This is a genomic window from Ruegeria sp. R8_1, assembly GCF_017743815.1.
Taxonomy (GTDB): Bacteria; Pseudomonadota; Alphaproteobacteria; order Rhodobacterales; family Rhodobacteraceae; genus Ruegeria; species Ruegeria lacuscaerulensis_A.
In genome coordinates, this window is the sequence record NZ_JAGHRL010000003.1 from 190943 (window position 1) to 208666 (window position 17724).

17 protein-coding genes are annotated in these 17724 nt (G+C 59.5%); 16 read left to right on the forward strand and 1 reads right to left on the reverse strand.

Annotated elements, in window-relative coordinates; genetic code table 11:
• From J7380_RS08245 to murJ, 3 genes are read left to right on the forward strand one after another with little or no spacing between them, the layout of a single operon-like run.
• Positions 1-1173 (forward strand): penicillin-binding protein activator, encoded by a 1173-nt coding sequence (locus J7380_RS08245; protein WP_209195300.1) that lies wholly within the window; start codon positions 1-3, stop codon positions 1171-1173.
• Positions 1133-3952: a [protein-PII] uridylyltransferase gene (locus J7380_RS08250; protein ID WP_209195301.1), complete on the forward strand. Its 2820-nt coding sequence runs from the start codon at positions 1133-1135 to the stop codon at positions 3950-3952. Before J7380_RS08245 ends, J7380_RS08250 begins: the two co-directional genes overlap by 41 nt.
• A complete protein-coding gene (gene murJ / locus J7380_RS08255; protein WP_209195302.1) occupies positions 3949-5490 on the forward strand; it encodes a murein biosynthesis integral membrane protein MurJ in 1542 nt (513 codons plus the stop codon). The genes J7380_RS08250 and murJ overlap by 4 nt, the downstream gene beginning before the upstream one ends.
• Here murJ and J7380_RS08260 read toward each other — a convergent pair whose 3' ends face one another.
• Positions 5491-6177: a rhomboid family intramembrane serine protease gene (locus J7380_RS08260; protein WP_209195303.1), complete on the reverse strand. Its 687-nt coding sequence runs from the start codon at positions 6175-6177 to the stop codon at positions 5491-5493. It abuts the gene before it with no gap.
• Positions 6178-6263: 86 nt separating this feature from the next.
• On the opposite strand from J7380_RS08260, the gene trpS reads away from it, so the two are divergent.
• The 13 genes from trpS (at position 6264) to J7380_RS08325 (ending at position 17724) form a co-directional block, all read left to right on the forward strand.
• Positions 6264-7292, forward strand: coding sequence for a tryptophan--tRNA ligase (trpS, locus tag J7380_RS08265; RefSeq protein ID WP_209195304.1), 1029 nt, complete (start codon positions 6264-6266; stop codon positions 7290-7292).
• Positions 7293-7351: 59 nt separating this feature from the next.
• A complete protein-coding gene (locus J7380_RS08270) occupies positions 7352-8215 on the forward strand; it encodes a branched-chain amino acid aminotransferase (RefSeq protein ID WP_209195305.1) in 864 nt (287 codons plus the stop codon).
• Between the two features lie 60 nt (positions 8216-8275).
• A complete protein-coding gene (locus J7380_RS08275; protein WP_209195306.1) occupies positions 8276-8731 on the forward strand; it encodes a universal stress protein in 456 nt (151 codons plus the stop codon).
• A complete protein-coding gene (locus tag J7380_RS08280) occupies positions 8732-9325 on the forward strand; it encodes a 2-hydroxychromene-2-carboxylate isomerase (protein ID WP_209195307.1) in 594 nt (197 codons plus the stop codon).
• Positions 9326-9394: 69 nt separating this feature from the next.
• Positions 9395-9958: a NifU family protein gene (locus J7380_RS08285; RefSeq protein ID WP_209195308.1), complete on the forward strand. Its 564-nt coding sequence runs from the start codon at positions 9395-9397 to the stop codon at positions 9956-9958.
• The gene (tsaB, locus tag J7380_RS08290; RefSeq protein ID WP_209195309.1) at positions 9948-10535 is read left to right on the forward strand and encodes a tRNA (adenosine(37)-N6)-threonylcarbamoyltransferase complex dimerization subunit type 1 TsaB; all 588 of its coding nucleotides are present in this window, start codon (positions 9948-9950) and stop codon (positions 10533-10535) included. The genes J7380_RS08285 and tsaB overlap by 11 nt, the downstream gene beginning before the upstream one ends.
• A complete protein-coding gene (locus J7380_RS08295) occupies positions 10532-10945 on the forward strand; it encodes a GNAT family N-acetyltransferase (protein ID WP_209195310.1) in 414 nt (137 codons plus the stop codon). The genes tsaB and J7380_RS08295 overlap by 4 nt, the downstream gene beginning before the upstream one ends.
• A gap of 158 nt (positions 10946-11103) precedes the next feature.
• On the forward strand, positions 11104-12102 hold the full coding sequence (locus J7380_RS08300) for a BMP family ABC transporter substrate-binding protein (RefSeq protein ID WP_170353493.1): 999 nt from the start codon (positions 11104-11106) through the stop codon (positions 12100-12102).
• Between the two features lie 87 nt (positions 12103-12189).
• On the forward strand, positions 12190-13719 hold the full coding sequence (locus J7380_RS08305; protein ID WP_209195311.1) for an ABC transporter ATP-binding protein: 1530 nt from the start codon (positions 12190-12192) through the stop codon (positions 13717-13719).
• A 3-nt stretch (positions 13720-13722) separates the two neighbouring features.
• Positions 13723-14817 (forward strand): ABC transporter permease, encoded by a 1095-nt coding sequence (locus tag J7380_RS08310; RefSeq protein ID WP_170784867.1) that lies wholly within the window; start codon positions 13723-13725, stop codon positions 14815-14817.
• Complete coding sequence (locus tag J7380_RS08315; RefSeq protein ID WP_209195312.1) at positions 14817-15785, forward strand: ABC transporter permease; 969 nt, start codon at positions 14817-14819, stop codon at positions 15783-15785. Before J7380_RS08310 ends, J7380_RS08315 begins: the two co-directional genes overlap by 1 nt.
• Positions 15786-16033: 248 nt before the next feature.
• Positions 16034-16954 (forward strand): sulfite exporter TauE/SafE family protein, encoded by a 921-nt coding sequence (locus J7380_RS08320; protein WP_209195313.1) that lies wholly within the window; start codon positions 16034-16036, stop codon positions 16952-16954.
• 2 nt (positions 16955-16956) lie between these two features.
• Entirely contained in the window at positions 16957-17724 is a 768-nt protein-coding gene (locus J7380_RS08325) for a TIGR02186 family protein (protein ID WP_209195314.1), read from the forward strand.

Sequence of the window (17724 nt, forward strand, 5' to 3'; positions counted from 1 at the left end):
ATGTTTACCGTTTGCAAGCCCGTTCGCAAACTGGCGAAAACCGCCGCCGTTTTGGCCACCGCCGCTTTTCTGACCGCCTGTGAGACAACAGGACTGGGCGGAGGGCCATCGATTAACACCTCTAAGCCGGTGCCTGTGGCGCTGCTGGTTCCTGCGGGATCAGCCAATTCGGGCGATGCGGCCTTGGCCCGAAGCCTTGAGAACGCAGCACGAATGGCCATGGCAGATTTGCAAAATGTGCAGATCGACCTGCGGGTTTATGACACGCGCGGCAGCTCGAACACGGCGGCCGAGGTGGCCCAACGGGCCGTTGCGGATGGTGCAAAGGTTATCCTGGGTCCGGTTTACGCGCAGGCCGCAAACTCGGCAGGATTGGCCGTTTTAAACAACAACGTGAATGTCCTGTCTTTCTCGAACAACACCAGCATCGCTGGCGGGAACGTCTTTGTCCTGGGTCCCACCTTCGACAACACGGCTAACCGACTCGTTAATTTTGCCGGTTCGCAGGGCAAAAACAACATGGTCATCGTGCACAGCAACGATGCGGCAGGCCAGTTGGGTCAGTCGGCCATTGCCAATGCGCTAAGCAACAGCCGCGTCAACAACGCTGGAACGATCGGCTATGACCGGTCTCAGCAGGGCGTGATCAATTCAGTTCCCACAATCAAGGCCACGGTGGATGCATCGGCCGCGGATTCGGTGTTCCTGACAGCAACAACAGCCGGTGCGTTGCCTCTCTATACGCAGTTGTTGCCCGAGGCGGGTATCTCGCCAGCAACGACGCAATATATCGGTCTGACACGCTGGGATATTCCGGCTCAGACGCTTGAATTGCCTGGCGTGCAGGGGGGATGGTTCGCGCTACCCGACCCGGCCAAGGCACAGTCCTATCGTCAGCGGTACAACAATACGTATGGTGAGGCACCGCATCCAATTAGCGGTCTGGCCTATGACGGTATTGCCGCCATCGGAGCCTTGGTCAGCCAGGGTAAATCGGATGCGCTGACGGCTTCGGCCCTGACACAGAATGCCGGTTTCCAGGGCGTGGGCGGCATCTTTCGCCTGCGCTCGGACGGTACCAACGAACGCGGTCTGGCAGTTGCCACGATCCAGAACAAACAGGTAGTAGTGATTGACCCTGCCCCACAAAGCTTCTCAGGCGCCGGTTTCTGATCGACCGGCGCTGACGCTCACCCCAAAAGGTGAGCTGATCTGCCCGGCCCAAGACATCTTCGACAGCGCCGCCGTTCTGGCGCAACTGTCGGAAGCCTTTGAAAACATATCAGACAACACCGCGCGCCGGGCAGAATGCGTGCGCATTCTGCGGGATGCCCAAAAGGCAGGGCGTCAAGCCATCGCTGATGCGTTTTCCCAAAGCCCGTTCGACGCCCGGCCGCTGACACATTCTTACACCTATCTGACCGATGGACTGGTCTGCACTGCCATGCAGGTCGCAAGCCACGATCTTCACCCTCTGGCAACGCCGACGCAGGGCGAAAAGATCGCGGTTCTTGCCGTGGGCGGCTATGGGCGGGGCGAGATGGCCCCCGCGTCAGATGTCGATCTGCTGTTTCTGACGCCCTACAAAATCACTGCATGGGCCGAAAGCGTGATCGAGTCCATGCTGTATATCCTATGGGATTTGCGTCTGAAGGTCGGGCATTCTTCGCGCACCATCAAGGATTGTCTGCGGCTTGGGGGCGAGGATTTCACCATCCGCACAGCTATGCTGGAGCAGCGTTATCTGGCGGGCGACACGGCCTTGGGCGATGAACTCAAAACCCGCCTGCGGGACGAGTTGTTCAAAGGCACCGAACGTCAATTCATCGAAGCCAAACTGCAAGAGCGTGACGAGCGTCATAAGAAGCAGGGCCAACGCTATATGGTCGAGCCCAATGTCAAAGAAGGCAAAGGCGGGCTGCGCGACCTGCAGTCGCTGTATTGGATCGCGAAATACATCTACGACGTTCAAGACGTGTCTGAGTTTGTACCGCTGGGGCTGATAACAGAAGACGAGTACAAAGCCTTCGACGAGGCCGAGGAGTTCCTGTGGGCCGTGCGCTCGCATCTGCATCTGGTAACGGGCCGCGCCACTGAGCACCTGACCTTCGATATGCAGGTCGAGGTGGCCGATCGCATGGACTATAAGGATCGCGCCGGTCGCCGTGCCGTCGAGGTTTTCATGCAGCGGTATTTCCGCGAGGCGACGATGGTGGGCGAATTGACCCGCATCTTCCTAACCAAGCTGGAAGCCGCGCACATGAAGGGCGCACCGCTGCTGGAACGGATTTTCCGCCGGCGCCCACGGGTCAAGGCAGGGTATCAAGTCGTCCATGGCCGCCTGGACGTGGCCGACCCGGACCAGTTCCTGTCCGACAAGCTGAACCTGCTGCGCCTGTTCGAGGAAGGGTTGCGCACGGGAATGCTGATCCATCCGGATGCGATGCGTCTTGTGACAGCGAACCTGAACCTGATCGATGAGGACATGCGCGAAGACAAGGAAGCACAACGTATCTTCCTTGATCTTATGCTGAAACACGGCAACCCCGAACGCGCCCTGCGCCGGATGAACGAGCTGGGGGTCCTGTCGGCCTTTATCCCCGAATTTGAGCACATCGTCGCGATGATGCAGTTCAACATGTATCACAGCTATACGGTGGACGAACACACCATCCAATGCATCGTCAACCTCAACCAGATCGAACGCGGAAAACTGGTGGAATCCCTCCCGTTGGCTTCGTCGATCCTGAAAGAGGGCGTGAACCGCAAGGTTTTGTATGTCGCCCTGCTGATCCACGATATCGCCAAGGGGCGGCCCGAAGATCACTCGATCCTCGGCGCGCAGATGGCCCGCAAAATCGCGCCGAGGCTTGGGTTGAACAAGGCCGATTGCGAAACGGTCGAATGGCTGGTGCGTTATCACCTGCTGATGTCTGACATGGCGCAGAAGCGCGACATTTCCGACCCGCGCACGGTACGCGATTTCGCGAAGGCCGTAAAAACGGTCAAACGGTTGGACCTGCTGACAGTTCTGACGGTCTGTGACATTCGCGGCGTTGGGCCGGATACGTGGAACAACTGGAAAGCCACCCTGCTGCGCGCCCTGCACGCGGAAACCAAACGCGCACTAGAGACGGGGATGGAAGACCTCAACCGTGCCAATCGCGGAGCCGAGGCCAAAAAGACCCTGCGCGCCGAATTGGCCGATTGGTCCAAGGCTGACCTGAAAACCGAGACCGGTCGGCACTACGACCCGTATTGGCAGGGGCTCAACCTGTCGACACATGTTGAGTTTGCCGAGATGCTGCAATCGCTAGATCACAGTGGCGACGCGGGCGCCATGGAAATTCGCTTGCAACCGGATGAAGATCGCGACGCCACCCGCGCCTGTTTCGCCATGGCTGACCATCCGGGTATTTTCGCACGGATTGCCGGCGCACTGGCGCTGGTTGGGGCGAACGTGGTCGATGCGCGTAGCTACACGACCAAGGATGGTTATGTCACGGATGCATTCTGGATACAGGACGCAGATGGCCGCCCATTCGAAGCCAGTCGTCTGCCACGCCTGACGCAGATGATCCACAAAACGTTAAAGGGCGAAGTTGTGGCGCGCGACGCGCTGAAATCGCGTGACAAGATCAAGAAACGCGAACGCGCCTTTAACGTGCCGACACATATCATCTTCGACAATGACGGGTCAGAGATCTACACGATAATCGAGGTCGATACCCGTGACCGTCCCGGTCTGCTCTATGATCTGGCGCGCACGCTGGCCGCAGCCAATGTCTATGTCGCCAACGCGGTGATCGCGACCTACGGCGAACAGGTGGTGGATACGTTCTATGTCAAGGATATGTTCGGGCTGAAATACCACTCGGACAGCAAGCAGCGCGGGCTTGAGGCGAAGCTGCGCAAAGCCATCACCGAGGGCGCCGAGCGCGCGGAATCATGAAGCAGATCCGGTTGTTCTCGGGCCTGTTCACGGTCGGGTTCTGGACCCTGGCCAGTCGGATATTGGGGTTCCTGCGGGAAATTCTTCTGACGGCCTTTATCGGGCCGGGCCCGGTGATGGACGCCTTTGTGGCCGCCTTTCGCCTGCCCAACATGTTCCGCCGCTTCTTTGCCGAAGGTGCGTTCAACGCGGCCTTCGTGCCGATGTTTTCCAAACGGCTGGAAGGGAACGAGAACGCCCAAGGATTCGCTCAGGATGCCTTCAACCTGCTGGCCGTGGCGGTTCTGGGGCTGGTTGGGCTCGCGATGGTGTTCATGCCCGCACTGGTCTGGATCACCGCCGAAGGGTTCTATGGCGACGCACGTTTCGATTTGGCCGTGGATTACGGCTATGTCGTGTTCCCCTACATCCTGTTCATGTCACTGGCCGCACTGTTTTCGGGCGTTCTGAACGCCACGGGCCGCTTTGCGGCCGCTGCCGCCGCGCCGGTTCTGCTGAACATCTTTGCCTGCACCGCCCTGATCGCCGGAGCCATTTCGGGCGGCGAGGTCATCCGCTGGCTGATCACCGTCATTCCTGTGGCCGGAGCGGCACAGCTTGCGCTGGTCTGGATCGCGACCGAGCGCGCGGGCATCCGCATCCGTCCCGGCCGGCCGAAACTCAGCGCGGAAATGCGCCGCATGGTGCGCATCGCCGTGCCGGCTGCGCTGGCGATGGGGGTCACACAGGTTAATCTGGTGGTAGGGCAGCTTGTCGCCTCGAAGACGGAAAACGCGGTCAGTTGGCTGTTTGCTGCCGACCGCCTGTATCAACTGCCTTTGGGCGTGGTGGGCATCGCCGTTGGAATCGTGTTGCTGCCTGACCTGTCTCGCCGCTTGCGTGCGGGTGACAAAGACGGCGCCCGCAACGCCTTTTCGCGGGCCGGAGAGTTCACGCTGCTGCTGACCCTTCCGTCAACAGTGTCCTTTGTGATCATGCCGATCCCTCTGGTCTCGGTCCTGTTCGAGCGTGGCCAATTCACCGCCGAGGATACCGCCGCCACCGCGCTGGCCGTGGCGATCTATGGCATTGGCCTGCCGGCTTTCATGCTGCAAAAGCTGCTGCAACCGCTGTATTTCGCGCGCGAAGATACGCGCAGGCCGTTCCACTATGCGGTGGTGGCCATGGTGGTGAATGCAGGGCTGGCCTTTGGATTGTTTCCGCTGGTCGGGTGGGTTGCCCCCGCGATTGCGGCCTCGGCCGCCGGATGGGCCATGGTCGGGCTGCTGATCCTGGGCGCGCGCGGCATGGGAGAAGAGGCGCGGTTCGACGACCGGTTCAAACGGCGCGCATGGCGCATCGTGGCGGCGTCTGCGGGGATGGGCGCGATGCTTTACGCGGCGCTGTATCTGTTTGGCTGGGCCTTCGATCTGGCGGGCTGGCGCTATCTGGCGCTGCTGGGGCTGATCACCGCAGCCGCGGTTACCTATTTCGGGCTGGGTCACCTGCTGCGGGCGTTCCGCCTGTCCGAGTTCAAATCCGCCCTGCGCCGGTCCTGATCAGTCGCGCCGAATTCCACCAATGATCCGGGACCAACCGCCGGGACCAACCACAAATGACAGCGCAAAGCCCGTGCTAAACCCGCCCAGATCAGCCACCCAATCCAGCGTACCGCCGAAGATCAGACCAAACAGCAATTGGATGCCCATCAACACGGCAATCAGGCTGAAGGCGCGAGATTGGTTTTCACCCACCAGCGACAGCTTGCGCCACAAAATCCACGTGAACGCTCCGATCAGGCCGTAGACGGGTGGGAACCCTCCGACCAGCGGGTATTGCGGGTCCAGCAGCAGCGCATAGGCCAGCGCCCCGCCGATGCCCGACAGCACAAAGATCACAAGCATCGCAACACTGCCAAAAACCTCGGCCACCATTTTGCCCATGGCCAGAACAAAGACACAGACAAAGACCGCCTGGGTGAAATTGGCCGACACGAACGGGTAAGTCACAAAGCGGATCAGGTGTTCGAACGGCCAGCGCACGTTTTTCATCATCCAATCGAAAATGTCCGGCGAAAACGCATAGTGTTGAAGCGCGTCCAGACGCCACCCAATCGCTCCTGGCCCACCGACCAAACCCCGCGCGCCCAGCATGAAGATCACCTCTATCCCGAAAATGAACAAGGCCAGCGCCGCCACCACGGGCGGCAAAGGGTTCACGGCGGGTGTATAATGCTCACTGCTCATTGGGCTGGCCTTTCGCGGCTGTTGACGTCCCTTTGCCTCATGGGTAAGCGACGGGGGCTGATTTTTCCAGACGGGAGTTCCCTTCGATGACCGAGACCCAGTTCACACCGCGCGTGTTTTCCGGCATCCAGCCGTCGGGAAACCTGCATCTTGGCAACTACCTGGGTGCGCTCAAGCGTTTTGTGGATATGCAGGGCGACGATTTTGAGACCATCTACTGCATGGTCGATCTGCACGCGATCACCGTCTGGCAGGACCCCGCCCGCCTGCGCGAGAAGACGCGCGAGGTCTGCGCCGGTTTCATCGCCGCTGGTCTGGACCCGGAAAAATCCATCCTGTTCAACCAAAGCCAAGTGCCCGAGCACACTCAATTGGCCTGGATTTTCAACTGTATCGCTCGGATGGGCTGGATGCAGCGGATGACGCAGTTCAAGGACAAGGCGGGCAAAAATGCGCAGAATGCCTCGCTGGGTCTGTTCGCCTACCCGGCGCTGATGGCGGCGGATATCCTGACCTACCACGCGACGCATGTGCCGGTGGGTGAGGATCAGAAACAGCATCTGGAACTGACCCGCGACATTGCCATCAAGTTCAACCATGACTATGGCGTCGAGTTCTTCCCGGTGACCGAACCCGTCATCGGCGGCCCTGCCCCGCGCGTGATGAACCTGCGGGATGGGTCGCGCAAGATGTCGTCCTCGGACCCGTCGGATATGACTCGGATCAACATGACCGATGACGCCGACACGATTGCCAAGAAAATCCGCAAAGCCAAGACCGACCCCGATGCGCTGCCATCGGATGTGGATGGCCTGTCAGACCGCCCCGAGGCGCGCAATCTGGTCAATATCTACGCGGCGCTCAGCGATCAGACCGCCGAGCAGGTTCTGACCGAGGTTGGCGGCAAGCAGTTTGGCGAGTTCAAACCGATGCTGGCAGAGTTGGCCGTGGCGAAACTGGCCCCGATCTCGGGCGAGATGGCCCGCCTGATGGGCGAAGAGGCCGAGATTGACCGGATTCTGGCCAACGGAGCAGAAAAGGCGCGCGCTGTTGCCGCCCCCATCCTGCAACAAACTTACGAAATCGTGGGCATGGTTGGCGCAAAACAGGGCTGATTGCTCTGGACGTTACTGCGACGTCTTCCTAGGTTTGCCGCAAAGCTTGGGAGGGCGTGATGGCAGTCGGCAAGAATATTCGCACCTATTTCGAAGGTCAGTGGCATGACGGGGATGCGCCCATCATGCGGGCAGCCGATCACGGCGCTTGGCTGGGGTCGTCCGTCTTCGATGGAGCCCGCTATTTCGACGGTCTGGTCCCCGATCTTGAGGCGCACTGTGCCCGCGTGAACCGCTCGGCCGAGGCTTTGATGCTGACGCCGTTTGTGACCACCGAGCAGATGGTCGAGATCATCCGCGAAGGGCTGGAAAGCTATGCGCCGGACGCGGCGGTGTATATCCGTCCGATGTATTGGGGTATCGACGGCGACCGCACGGCGATCGTGCCGCTTGAAAACAGCACAGGTTTCGCGATTTGCCTGGAAGAGATTCCAATGGCGCCCGAATCTGCGTCGGTCACACTGGGCTATACGCGCTTCCGTCGCCCGGTTCTGGAATCAGCAGTTGTGAACGCCAAGGCGGGCTGTCTCTACCCCAACAATGCGCGAATGTTGCAAGAGGTTCGGTCCAACGGTTTCTCAAACGCCTTAGTCGCGGATGCGTTGGGACATGTGGCTGAAACCGCGACCGCAAACATTTTTATGGTCCGGGATGGTGAGGTGTTCACCCCCACCCCGAACGGCACCTTTCTGGCCGGAATCACCCGCGCGCGCCATATCGAAAACCTGCGTGCAGACGGTGTGACCGTGCACGAAGTGATCCTGAGTTTCGAAGATTTCCACAAAGCTGATGAGGTCTTCATGACCGGCAACATGAGCAAAATCACCCCGGTCACGGCGCTGCAGGATACGCAATATCAGGTCGGCCCCATCGCCCGGCGCGCGCGCGAGCTGTATTGGGACTGGGCTGCCAGCACGCGATAGGCTTCGGTTGCCAGCGCGCATTTGGTCGGGCATGATCGCCCGAAATGAATGAGGACACCCATGCGTAAGTTCCTGGTGGTATTGGATGACAGCCGCGAATGCCTGAACGCAATGCGTTTTGCAGCCATGCGCGCGGCCCATACGGGCGGCGGCGTGACGATCCTGTCGGTCATTCCCCCCGATGAGTTCAATCACTGGATCGGCGTGGCCGAAGTGATGCGCGAAGAGGCGCGCGAACGCATCCACGCCCATTACGAGGTTTTCGCCAAGTGGATGCGTGACAAGCAGGGCGTCGACCCCGAATTGGCCATCCGCGAAGGCGATCCCGTGCCGCAGATCATCGAACACGTGCAATCCGACCCCGAGATTGGTGTGCTTGTGTTGGGCGCGGGCGTCGAAAAGAAGGGCCCCGGTCCTCTGGTGACGCAGCTGACTAAAAACTCCGGCAGTTTACCGATCCCAATCACCATCGTCCCCGGTGATCTGAGCAAGGAAAAACTGGAAGAAATCACCTAGATGCCCCGCAGCATTCAGTTCTGGTTCGAGTTCGCCTCGACCTATTCCTACCTCAGCGCGATGCGGATCGAAGAGGCCGCTGCCCGGCGTGGCGTGAGTGTCGATTGGCAGCCCTTCCTGCTGGGTCCGATCTTTTTTGCACAGGGCTGGACAGATTCGCCGTTCAACCTCTATCCAGCCAAAGGGCAGTATATGTGGCGCGATATGGAGCGTCTGACCGCCCACCGCGGCCTGCCGTTCCAGCGCCCCGATCCGTTTCCGCAAAACGGCTTGAAGGCGGCCCGCCTGACGCTGGCCATCGAAGACCCGGCCCAAAAAGCCGCCTTTGTCCGCGCCGTCTACTCTGCCGAGTTTGCCCATGGCCAGAACATCGCTGATGACGCGGTTCTGGTTACATGTCTGACCGCCGCCGGATTGCCCGAAGAGACGCTGAGCCAGACGCAAAACCCTCAGATAAAAGCTGCGTTGAAAAAACAATCCGAGATCGCGCAGGCCAAAGGACTGTTCGGTGCCCCCAGTTTTCTGGTCGGGGATGAGCTGTTCTGGGGCGATGACCGGCTAGATGAGGCGATAACGCTGGCGGCCGAAATTTAGAATCGTTCCAAATCTTGACTTCCCGCGCGCGGACCCGCATATCAGAGGCAACTGAAACGGAGCCGCGCTATGTTCATCCAGACCGAATCCACGCCGAACCCTGCAACCCTGAAATTCCTGCCCGGCCAGACTGTGCTGGAGGCGGGCACTGCAGATTTTCCATCGGCAGAAGCGGCTGAGAAGTCACCTTTGGCCAACCGGATTTTCACCGTCAACGGCGTAACCGGCGTCTTTTTTGGCAATGATTTTGTGACTGTCACCAAATCCGAAGATGTTCAGTGGGACCACATCAAGCCCGCGATCCTTGGCGCAGTGATGGAGCATTACCAGTCGGGCCAACCGGTCATGGCTGCTGATGCCACAACCGCCTCTGGCCACGCCGAACACACCGGCGAAGACGCGGAAGTCGTGAACCAGATCAAGGACCTTCTGGATAGCCGTGTGCGCCCTGCTGTGGCCCAAGATGGTGGCGACATCACCTTCCACGGCTTTGACCGCGGCGTTGTGTATCTGCACATGCAGGGGGCCTGCGCGAACTGCCCGTCCTCGACCCTGACACTGAAAATGGGGATCGAGAACCTGCTGCGTCACTACATCCCTGAAGTGACCGAGGTACGCCCTGTTGCCGTCTGATCCGATCATTCTGGCGTTTGATACATCGGCCGCGCATTGCGCGGCCGCTTTGTTACGCGGAGATCGGATCATTGCGGTTCAAGTCGACGCCATGACACGCGGTCAGGTAGAACACTTGATGCCCATGCTGGAAGATTTGCTGACCCAAGCCGGATACACGTGGAAAGACCTTTCAGCCATCGGCGTTGGTATCGGGCCGGGTAATTTCACCGGCATCCGAATTTCGGTATCCGCTGCGCGTGGGCTGGCGTTGGGCCTTGGCGTTCCGGCCGTCGGCGTTTCGGGTTTTGAGGCGCTGGCGCAAGAAACTCAAGGCGCGTTACCGGCCATTCGCGCACCACGGGATCAAGTTTATATCTCACCCGAGGGTCAAGACCCGGCCTTGATCCCGCTTGAACAGGCGGAATCACTAGGTCTACTGACCTTCAACGATGATCCCGAAGTACAGGTTCGCGGGATCGCAAATGTGGCGTCTCAGAAGTGGCAAAACACAAACAGCGCGCCTGCGCCGCTTTATATCCGCGCGGCAGATGCGGCCCCGTCCAAAGACTCGCCGCCAGTTTTGTTGGACGGATGACTCCGCAAGCCCTTGCCAAGACCCATTCTGCGGCTTTTACACAATCCCGCCCGTGGTCCGACGCAGAATTCGCGGATTTACTGCAGAATCGTTTTACTCATTTGGTCGGGGTCCCGGCGTCTTTTGCTTTGTTTCAGGTAATCGCCGACGAAGCGGAATTGCTGACAATAGCGACGCATCCTGACCTGCAGCGCCAGGGGCTCGCAAGAATCCGTATGGCCGAGTGGCATGCAAAGGCCCAAAGATTGGGCGCGACGCGCGCCTTTCTGGACGTGGCGCAGGACAATCTTCCGGCGCTGTCCTTGTACCATAGCTGCGGCTACCGCCCCTGTGGATTACGCAAATCGTACTATGTGCGCGAAAACAATCAGAAAATTGACGCTCTCGTGATGGAATGTGACTTGACCTGAATAGTCGTCGAATTTTTTCTCGACCAAGTGGTCAAAAATCAGTTGACCCCGGCTGTTGCAAACGGCCTTAATTCCCGCCATCACAACAGATATGCTCGCTCTTAGTGGGTGAACGGGGCTATCTTGGCTCCGACCGACAATAACAACGGGAGTAACAAATGACCCTGATGAAATCCTTGATGGGCGCCGCCGCAGCCGTCGCACTGACCGCAGGTGCGGCCCTGGCTGAACCGGCCCTGATCTTTGACCTGGGTGGTAAGTTTGACAAGTCATTCAACGAGGCCGCCCATAATGGCGCGCAACGTTGGGCCGATGAAACCGGTGGCAGCTATCGCGAAATCGAACTGCAATCCGAAGCTCAGCGCGAGCAGGCTTTGCGTCGCTTTGCCGAGGCCGGTCTGAACCCGATCATCACCATGGGTTTCGCCATGGCCGATCCGCTGTCGGCAGTTGCGGGCGACTACCCCGACACCAAATTTGTCGCGGTTGACGTGAACTGGCTGGACGCTCCGAACATTCGTCAGATCGGCTTTGCCGAGCATGAAGGATCGTATCTGGTTGGCATGATGGCGGCGATGGCGTCTGAATCTGGCACCGTTGGCTTCATTGGCGGCATGGACATCCCGCTGATCCGTCACTTTGGCTGTGGTTATGCCCAGGGCGCCAAAGCTGTGAACCCCGATATCGAAGTTGTTGCCAACATGACCGGCACCACTCCGGCTGCATGGAACGACCCGGTGAAAGGGTCCGAGCTGACCAAAGCGCAGATCAGCCAAGGTGCTGACGTGATCTATGCCGCCGCAGGCGGCACCGGCGTGGGTGTTCTGCAAACCGCTGCCGACGAAGGCATCCTGTCGATCGGCGTGGACAGCAACCAGAACCACCTGCATCCGGGTAAGGTACTGACTTCGATGCTGAAACGCGTGGACGTCGCCGTTTATGACGCGATGAAAGCAGGTGAGAACCTTGAAACCGGCGTCTTCGCCATGGGTCTGGCCGAAGAAGGCGTGGGCGTTGCCATGGACGACAACAACGCGTCGCTGGTCTCGGACGAGATGAAAGGCGCGGTCGACAAGGCGCGTCAGGACATCATTGACGGCAATGTTACGGTGACCAGCTATTACGAGAACGACAGCTGCCCCGCACTGCAGTTCTGATATCGCGCGGGCGGGGGTTTTAGCCTCCGCCCGGCCTCCTACCCTGCCGCGCGCCATGCGGCCCTTTCGGCAATCTGAGGACAAGACATGACCGTCCCCGCCATTGAGCTCAAAGGGATTTCCAAAGCCTTTGGGCCGGTTCAGGCCAACAAAGACATTTCCATCAGCGTCGCCCCCGGATCAATCCATGGGATCATCGGTGAAAACGGTGCGGGCAAATCCACGCTGATGAGTATCCTCTACGGCTTTTACAAGGCCGATAAGGGCGAGATTTGGATCAACGGTGACAAGACCGAAATTCCCGACAGTCAGGCTGCGATTGCGGCAGGTATCGGGATGGTGTTCCAGCATTTCAAGCTGGTGGAAAACTTTACCGTTCTGGAAAACATCGTTCTGGGTGCCGAGGACGGAGGGCTGCTTGCCCCCTCGCTGTCCAAAGCGCGTAAAGAACTGAAAGCGCTGGAAGAAGAATACGAGCTGTTCGTCGACCCCGACAAACGTATCGACGAGATCGGCGTGGGCATGCAGCAGCGTGTCGAAATCCTCAAAGCCTTGTATCGCAAGGCCGAAATTCTGATTCTGGACGAACCCACAGGGGTTCTGACCCCGGCCGAGGCCGATCAGCTGTTCCGCATCCTCGACCGGCTGCGGTCCGAGGGTAAGACGATCATTGTGATCACCCACAAGCTGCGCGAGATCATGGAAAACACCGACACCGTCTCGGTCATGCGGCGTGGTGAGATGACGGCGACAGTCAAAACCGCCGATACCAACCCGCAGGAACTGGCCGAGCTTATGGTCGGGCGCAAAGTGCTGTTGCAGGTTGACAAACTGCCTGCAAAACCCGGCCAGCCCGTGCTGGAGATCGAAAATCTGAGTGTCACCGATGGTGCAGGTGTCGAGCGGGTCAAGGGCATCGACCTGACCGTCCGCGCGGGTGAAATCGTGGGGATCGCTGGGGTTGCCGGTAATGGCCAGTCTGAACTGCTTGAGGTTCTGGGCGGGATGCGTCCGGGCCAAGGCACGATCCGCCTGAACGGCGCATCATTGGCGCTGAGCGGGGCGGGCTCGGATGGTCAAACCCGCCGAGCGCAAGGGATCGCGCATGTCCCCGAGGATCGCCAGCGCGAAGGTCTGATCATGGACTTTCACGCGTGGGAGAACGTAGCCTTCGGCTATCACCGCGACCCGGCCTACAAGCGGGGCCTGTTAATGGACAACGCCGCCCTGCGTGCTGATACCGAGGCCAAGATGGAAAAGTTTGACGTCCGCCCACCCGATGGCTGGCTTGCGGCCAAGAACTTCTCGGGCGGGAACCAGCAAAAGATCGTCGTCGCGCGCGAGATCGAGCGGAACCCCGATCTGTTGCTGGTTGGTCAGCCAACACGCGGCGTCGATATTGGCGCGATCGAGTTCATTCACAAACAGATCGTCGCTCTGCGCGATCAGGGCAAGGCCATCTTGCTGGTTTCGGTCGAGCTGGAAGAGATCTTCTCGCTGTCTGACCGGATTGCGGTGATGTTTGACGGACATATCATGGGCGAACGCCTGCCCCATGAGACGGATGAAAAAGAGCTGGGCCTGCTGATGGCCGGTGTTGCGGGAAAGGCCGCGTGAAGCATGGATAAAATGCCCAAATGGGCCGATGTCGTTCTGATTCCGCTGATCAGTCTGGTATTGGCCGCAATCCTCTCGGCGCTGGTCATCCTCGCCATCGGAGAAAACCCCATCGAGGCTGTTAACCTGATGGTCACCGGCGCGCTGGGGTCGACCTATGGCTGGGGCTATACGCTGTATTACGCGACCAATTTCATGTTCACCGGTCTGGCCGTAGCCGTGGCCTTCCACGCGCGTCTGTTCAACATCGGCGGCGAAGGTCAGGCCATGCTGGGCGGTCTGGGCGTTGCCATGGTGTGCCTCTATATCGACTGGCCACACTGGAGCATTGCCCTGCTGGCCGCCTGTGTCGGATCGGCCCTGTTCGGGGCCATGTGGGCGGCAATCCCCGCCTATCTGCAAGCCAAGCGCGGCAGCCATATCGTGATCACCACGATCATGTTCAACTTCATCGCGGCAGCCTTCCTGAACTATATGCTGGTCAACGTAATGCGCCCGCAGGGCTCGCAAGACCCGGCAACCGCACGCTTCCCCGAAGCGGTGCATCTGCCAACCTTCCAATCCATGTTCTCAACCGCCGAGAATGCTCTGTTCCGGGGGGCGCCCGCGAATATCTCGTTCTTCGTGGCCCTGCTGGCCTGTGTTGCCGTCTGGGCGCTGATCTGGCGCACACGGCTGGGTTATGAAATCCGCGCCTATGGTCATTCGGAAACCGGGGCCGTCTATGCCGGGATTTCGCCTGTACGCATCACCATCATCGCCATGCTGATCTCGGGCGGATTGGCGGGGATGATGGCCATCAACAACGTCATGGGCGAGGCGGAACGTCTGGTCCTGAACTCGACCGAGGGCGCGGGCTTTATCGGCATCGCCGTGGCGCTGATGGGGCGGTCGCACCCGTTCGGGGTGTTCCTTGCCGCGATCCTGTTCGGGTTTCTCTATCAGGGCGGTGCAGAACTTGCGCTGTGGACCTCGATCCCGCGTGAGCTGATCGTGGTCATTCAGGCCCTTGTGATCCTGTTCACCGGAGCGTTGGACAACATGGTCCGGATGCCGCTTGAAAAGCTGTTCCTGAGCCTGCGGAAAGGAGCGCAGTGATGGAAGCTTTCGTAACACTCATCCAAGTCCTCGATTCGACCATCCGACTGGCAACGCCGCTGTTGCTGGCCTGTCTGGCGGGGCTCTATTCGGAACGCGCGGGCATCTTTGATATCGGGCTTGAGGGCAAGATGCTCATGTCCGCCTTCTTCTCGGCCGCGGTGGCTGCTGTGACCGGCTCGGTCTGGCTGGGCCTTCTGGCAGGAATCGGGGCTTCACTGATCCTGTCGGCCCTGCATGGCGTTGCGTCGATCACGTTCCGGGGCAATCAGCTGATCTCGGGCGTGGCGATTAACTTCCTGGCCTCGGGGATGACCGTTCTGGTCGCTCAAAGCTGGTTCCAACAGGGCGGGCGAACCCCATCCCTTTTCGGCGGGGGCCGGTTCGAGCCGATCAACTTCCCCTTTGCGGACGCCATAAGCGGCGTACCCATCGTTGGACCGATCTACTCCGAGCTTCTGTCGGGGCATTCCATCCTCGTCTATGTCGCTTTCCTGATGGTGCCCCTGACGTGGTGGATTCTGTATCGCACCCGTTTTGGCCTCCGCCTGCGCGCTGTGGGTGAAAACCCGGCCGCCGTTGACACCGCAGGTGTCTCGGTCGTGGGGCTGCGCTTTGCCGCCGTGGCAATTTGCGGCGTACTGTGCGGGATCGCGGGTGCCTATCTGGCGACCGCCCTGCAAGCCGGGTTCGTCAAGGAAATGACTGCGGGTCGCGGGTTCATCGCACTGGCCGCGCTGATCTTTGCCAAATGGCGGCCTTGGCATGCGATGGGTGCGTGTCTGCTGTTCGGTTTGCTTCAGGCTGTTGCGCTGCGTTTCCAGAATATTGACCTAGGCGGCGTCATCATCCCGGTGCAGGTCATGGATGCCCTGCCCTACATCCTGACCGTGGTGATTCTTGCCGGGTTCGTTGGCAAAGCTGTTCCACCCCGCGCGGGTGGCGAGCCCTATGTGAAAGAGCGGTAATAAGTCCAGTTTCGGACAGATTTCAGTCCTGTTCGCTGCAGAGCGGCATGCACAGTTGATTTTGCATGCCGCAGACGCTCTAAAGAGGTATGCGAGTGTTTCCTGTGCCAGCCAATTCCGGACACATACCCACCCGGGTGAATTACCCAATGGGTTCAAAGCCACGCCTCACGCAGAATTCAAAGCTCATTCCGGAAACGGACCGCATATCATCACCTAACACACCTGTTAACAAGACCTAGTGCCCCATGCAGATCTACCTTCCTATCGCCGAAGTCTCTGTTAACGCTTTTCTGCTGCTGGGTTTGGGCGGTATGGTCGGTATCCTCTCCGGCATGTTTGGCGTCGGCGGCGGGTTCCTGATGACGCCGCTTCTGTTCTTTATCGGCATCCCTCCGGCCGTTGCTGTGGCAACCGAGGCGAACCAAATCGTCGCGTCTTCGTTTTCCGGTGTTCTGGCACATTTCAGGCGTAAGACAGTTGACCTCAAGATGGGCACTGTCCTACTGACCGGAGGTCTAATGGGCGCGGCCCTTGGGGTGGTGGTATTCAACTACCTCAAAAGTCTTGGTCAGGTCGATCTGCTGGTTACCCTATGCTATGTCGTTTTCTTGGGCGTGGTCGGCAGCCTGATGTTCATCGAAAGCCTGAATGCGCTGCGAAAGTCCAAAAAAGGTGGCGCTGCGCCTGCGAAACGACGACAGCGTGGCTGGGTTCATGCCATGCCCTTCAAAATGCGTTTCCGCACCTCGGGCCTTTATATCTCGGTCATCCCGCCGGTGATGGTCGGGCTGTGCGTTGGGGTTCTTTCAGCGATCATGGGGGTCGGAGGCGGCTTTATCATGGTGCCTGCCATGATTTATCTGCTGGGAATGCCCACCAAAGTTGTCGTCGGCACCTCGCTTTTTCAGATTATTTTCGTAACAGCGTTCACCACGATGCTGCACGCGACAACGAACTATACGGTCGATATCGTTCTGGCTGTTCTGCTGCTGGTCGGAGGCGTCATAGGCGCGCAGATCGGCACGGTGATCGGCGCGCGTATGCCGGCCGAACAGCTGCGCGTTCTGCTGGCTGCGTTGGTTTTGGTCGTTTGCGGAAAGCTGGCGCTTGATCTGCTTCTGGAACCGTCTGAGCTGTATTCGCTGGGCGTGGAAGGGGGGCACTGATCATGCTGAAACGCCTGATCCTTTTGCTTGCCCTGTGCGTGACACCCGCGTTGGCCGAAGAAGAATCCGTTGTTCTTGGCCTTAGCCAGGATCGTGTGGCGATCACGGCCACGTTTGACGGGTCCGAGATTTTGATTTTCGGGGCCGTCAAACGCGAAACGCCGATCCCGGACGGCCCTCCGCTTGAGGTGATCGTCGCCGTGGCCGGACCGTCCAGCCCCGTAACTGTCCGGCGGAAAGAACGCAAGCTTGGCATTTGGGTCAATACCGACAGCGTTCTGGTCGACCTTGCGCCCAGTTTCTACGCCGTCGCAACAAGCGCGCCGCTGGATGACATTCTATCGGATACTGAAGACCTACGCTATCGTGTCTCGATTGAACGTGCGATCCGGTCTGTCGGTGCAGCGATGCACATTCGCGGAGCACAGGACTTCGCCGATGCCGTGGTGCGCATCCGCGAAGACGAAGGGCTGTATTCCATCCGCGAGGACACGGTTGCAGTGGACGAACAAACCTTATTTCGGACCTCAATCGACATGCCAGCGGACCTGACCGAAGGTGAGTACGCGGCGCGCATTTTCCTCACCCGTGGCGGCGCAGTCGTGTCGCAGTTTGAAACCATCATCGACGTGCGCAAAGTGGGGCTGGAACGTTTCCTTTATACAATGTCCCGCGAACAACCCGTCTGGTATGGGCTGATGTCTCTGGTCATCGCGATTGCCGCTGGCTGGGGCGCCTCTACCGCCTTCCGGCTACTGCGCGAGACCTGA

What these genes read in the sequence shown, in the direction of transcription:
- J7380_RS08245 (WP_209195300.1), top strand. Translation starts at nt 1, where the DNA reads ATGTTTACCGTTTGCAAGCCCGTTCGCAAACTGGCGAAAACCGCCGCC.
- J7380_RS08320 (WP_209195313.1), top strand. Translation starts at nt 16,034, where the DNA reads ATGCAGATCTACCTTCCTATCGCCGAAGTCTCTGTTAACGCTTTTCTG.
- J7380_RS08305 (WP_209195311.1), top strand. Translation starts at nt 12,190, where the DNA reads ATGACCGTCCCCGCCATTGAGCTCAAAGGGATTTCCAAAGCCTTTGGG.
- J7380_RS08315 (WP_209195312.1), top strand. Translation starts at nt 14,817, where the DNA reads ATGGAAGCTTTCGTAACACTCATCCAAGTCCTCGATTCGACCATCCGA.
- J7380_RS08270 (WP_209195305.1), top strand. Translation starts at nt 7,352, where the DNA reads ATGGCAGTCGGCAAGAATATTCGCACCTATTTCGAAGGTCAGTGGCAT.
- trpS (WP_209195304.1), top strand. Translation starts at nt 6,264, where the DNA reads ATGACCGAGACCCAGTTCACACCGCGCGTGTTTTCCGGCATCCAGCCG.
- J7380_RS08260 (WP_209195303.1), bottom strand. Translation starts at nt 6,177, where the DNA reads ATGAGCAGTGAGCATTATACACCCGCCGTGAACCCTTTGCCGCCCGTG.
- J7380_RS08310 (WP_170784867.1), top strand. Translation starts at nt 13,723, where the DNA reads ATGGATAAAATGCCCAAATGGGCCGATGTCGTTCTGATTCCGCTGATC.
- murJ (WP_209195302.1), top strand. Translation starts at nt 3,949, where the DNA reads ATGAAGCAGATCCGGTTGTTCTCGGGCCTGTTCACGGTCGGGTTCTGG.
- J7380_RS08300 (WP_170353493.1), top strand. Translation starts at nt 11,104, where the DNA reads ATGACCCTGATGAAATCCTTGATGGGCGCCGCCGCAGCCGTCGCACTG.
- J7380_RS08295 (WP_209195310.1), top strand. Translation starts at nt 10,532, where the DNA reads ATGACTCCGCAAGCCCTTGCCAAGACCCATTCTGCGGCTTTTACACAA.
- J7380_RS08275 (WP_209195306.1), top strand. Translation starts at nt 8,276, where the DNA reads ATGCGTAAGTTCCTGGTGGTATTGGATGACAGCCGCGAATGCCTGAAC.
- J7380_RS08285 (WP_209195308.1), top strand. Translation starts at nt 9,395, where the DNA reads ATGTTCATCCAGACCGAATCCACGCCGAACCCTGCAACCCTGAAATTC.
- J7380_RS08280 (WP_209195307.1), top strand. Translation starts at nt 8,732, where the DNA reads ATGCCCCGCAGCATTCAGTTCTGGTTCGAGTTCGCCTCGACCTATTCC.
- J7380_RS08325 (WP_209195314.1), top strand. Translation starts at nt 16,957, where the DNA reads ATGCTGAAACGCCTGATCCTTTTGCTTGCCCTGTGCGTGACACCCGCG.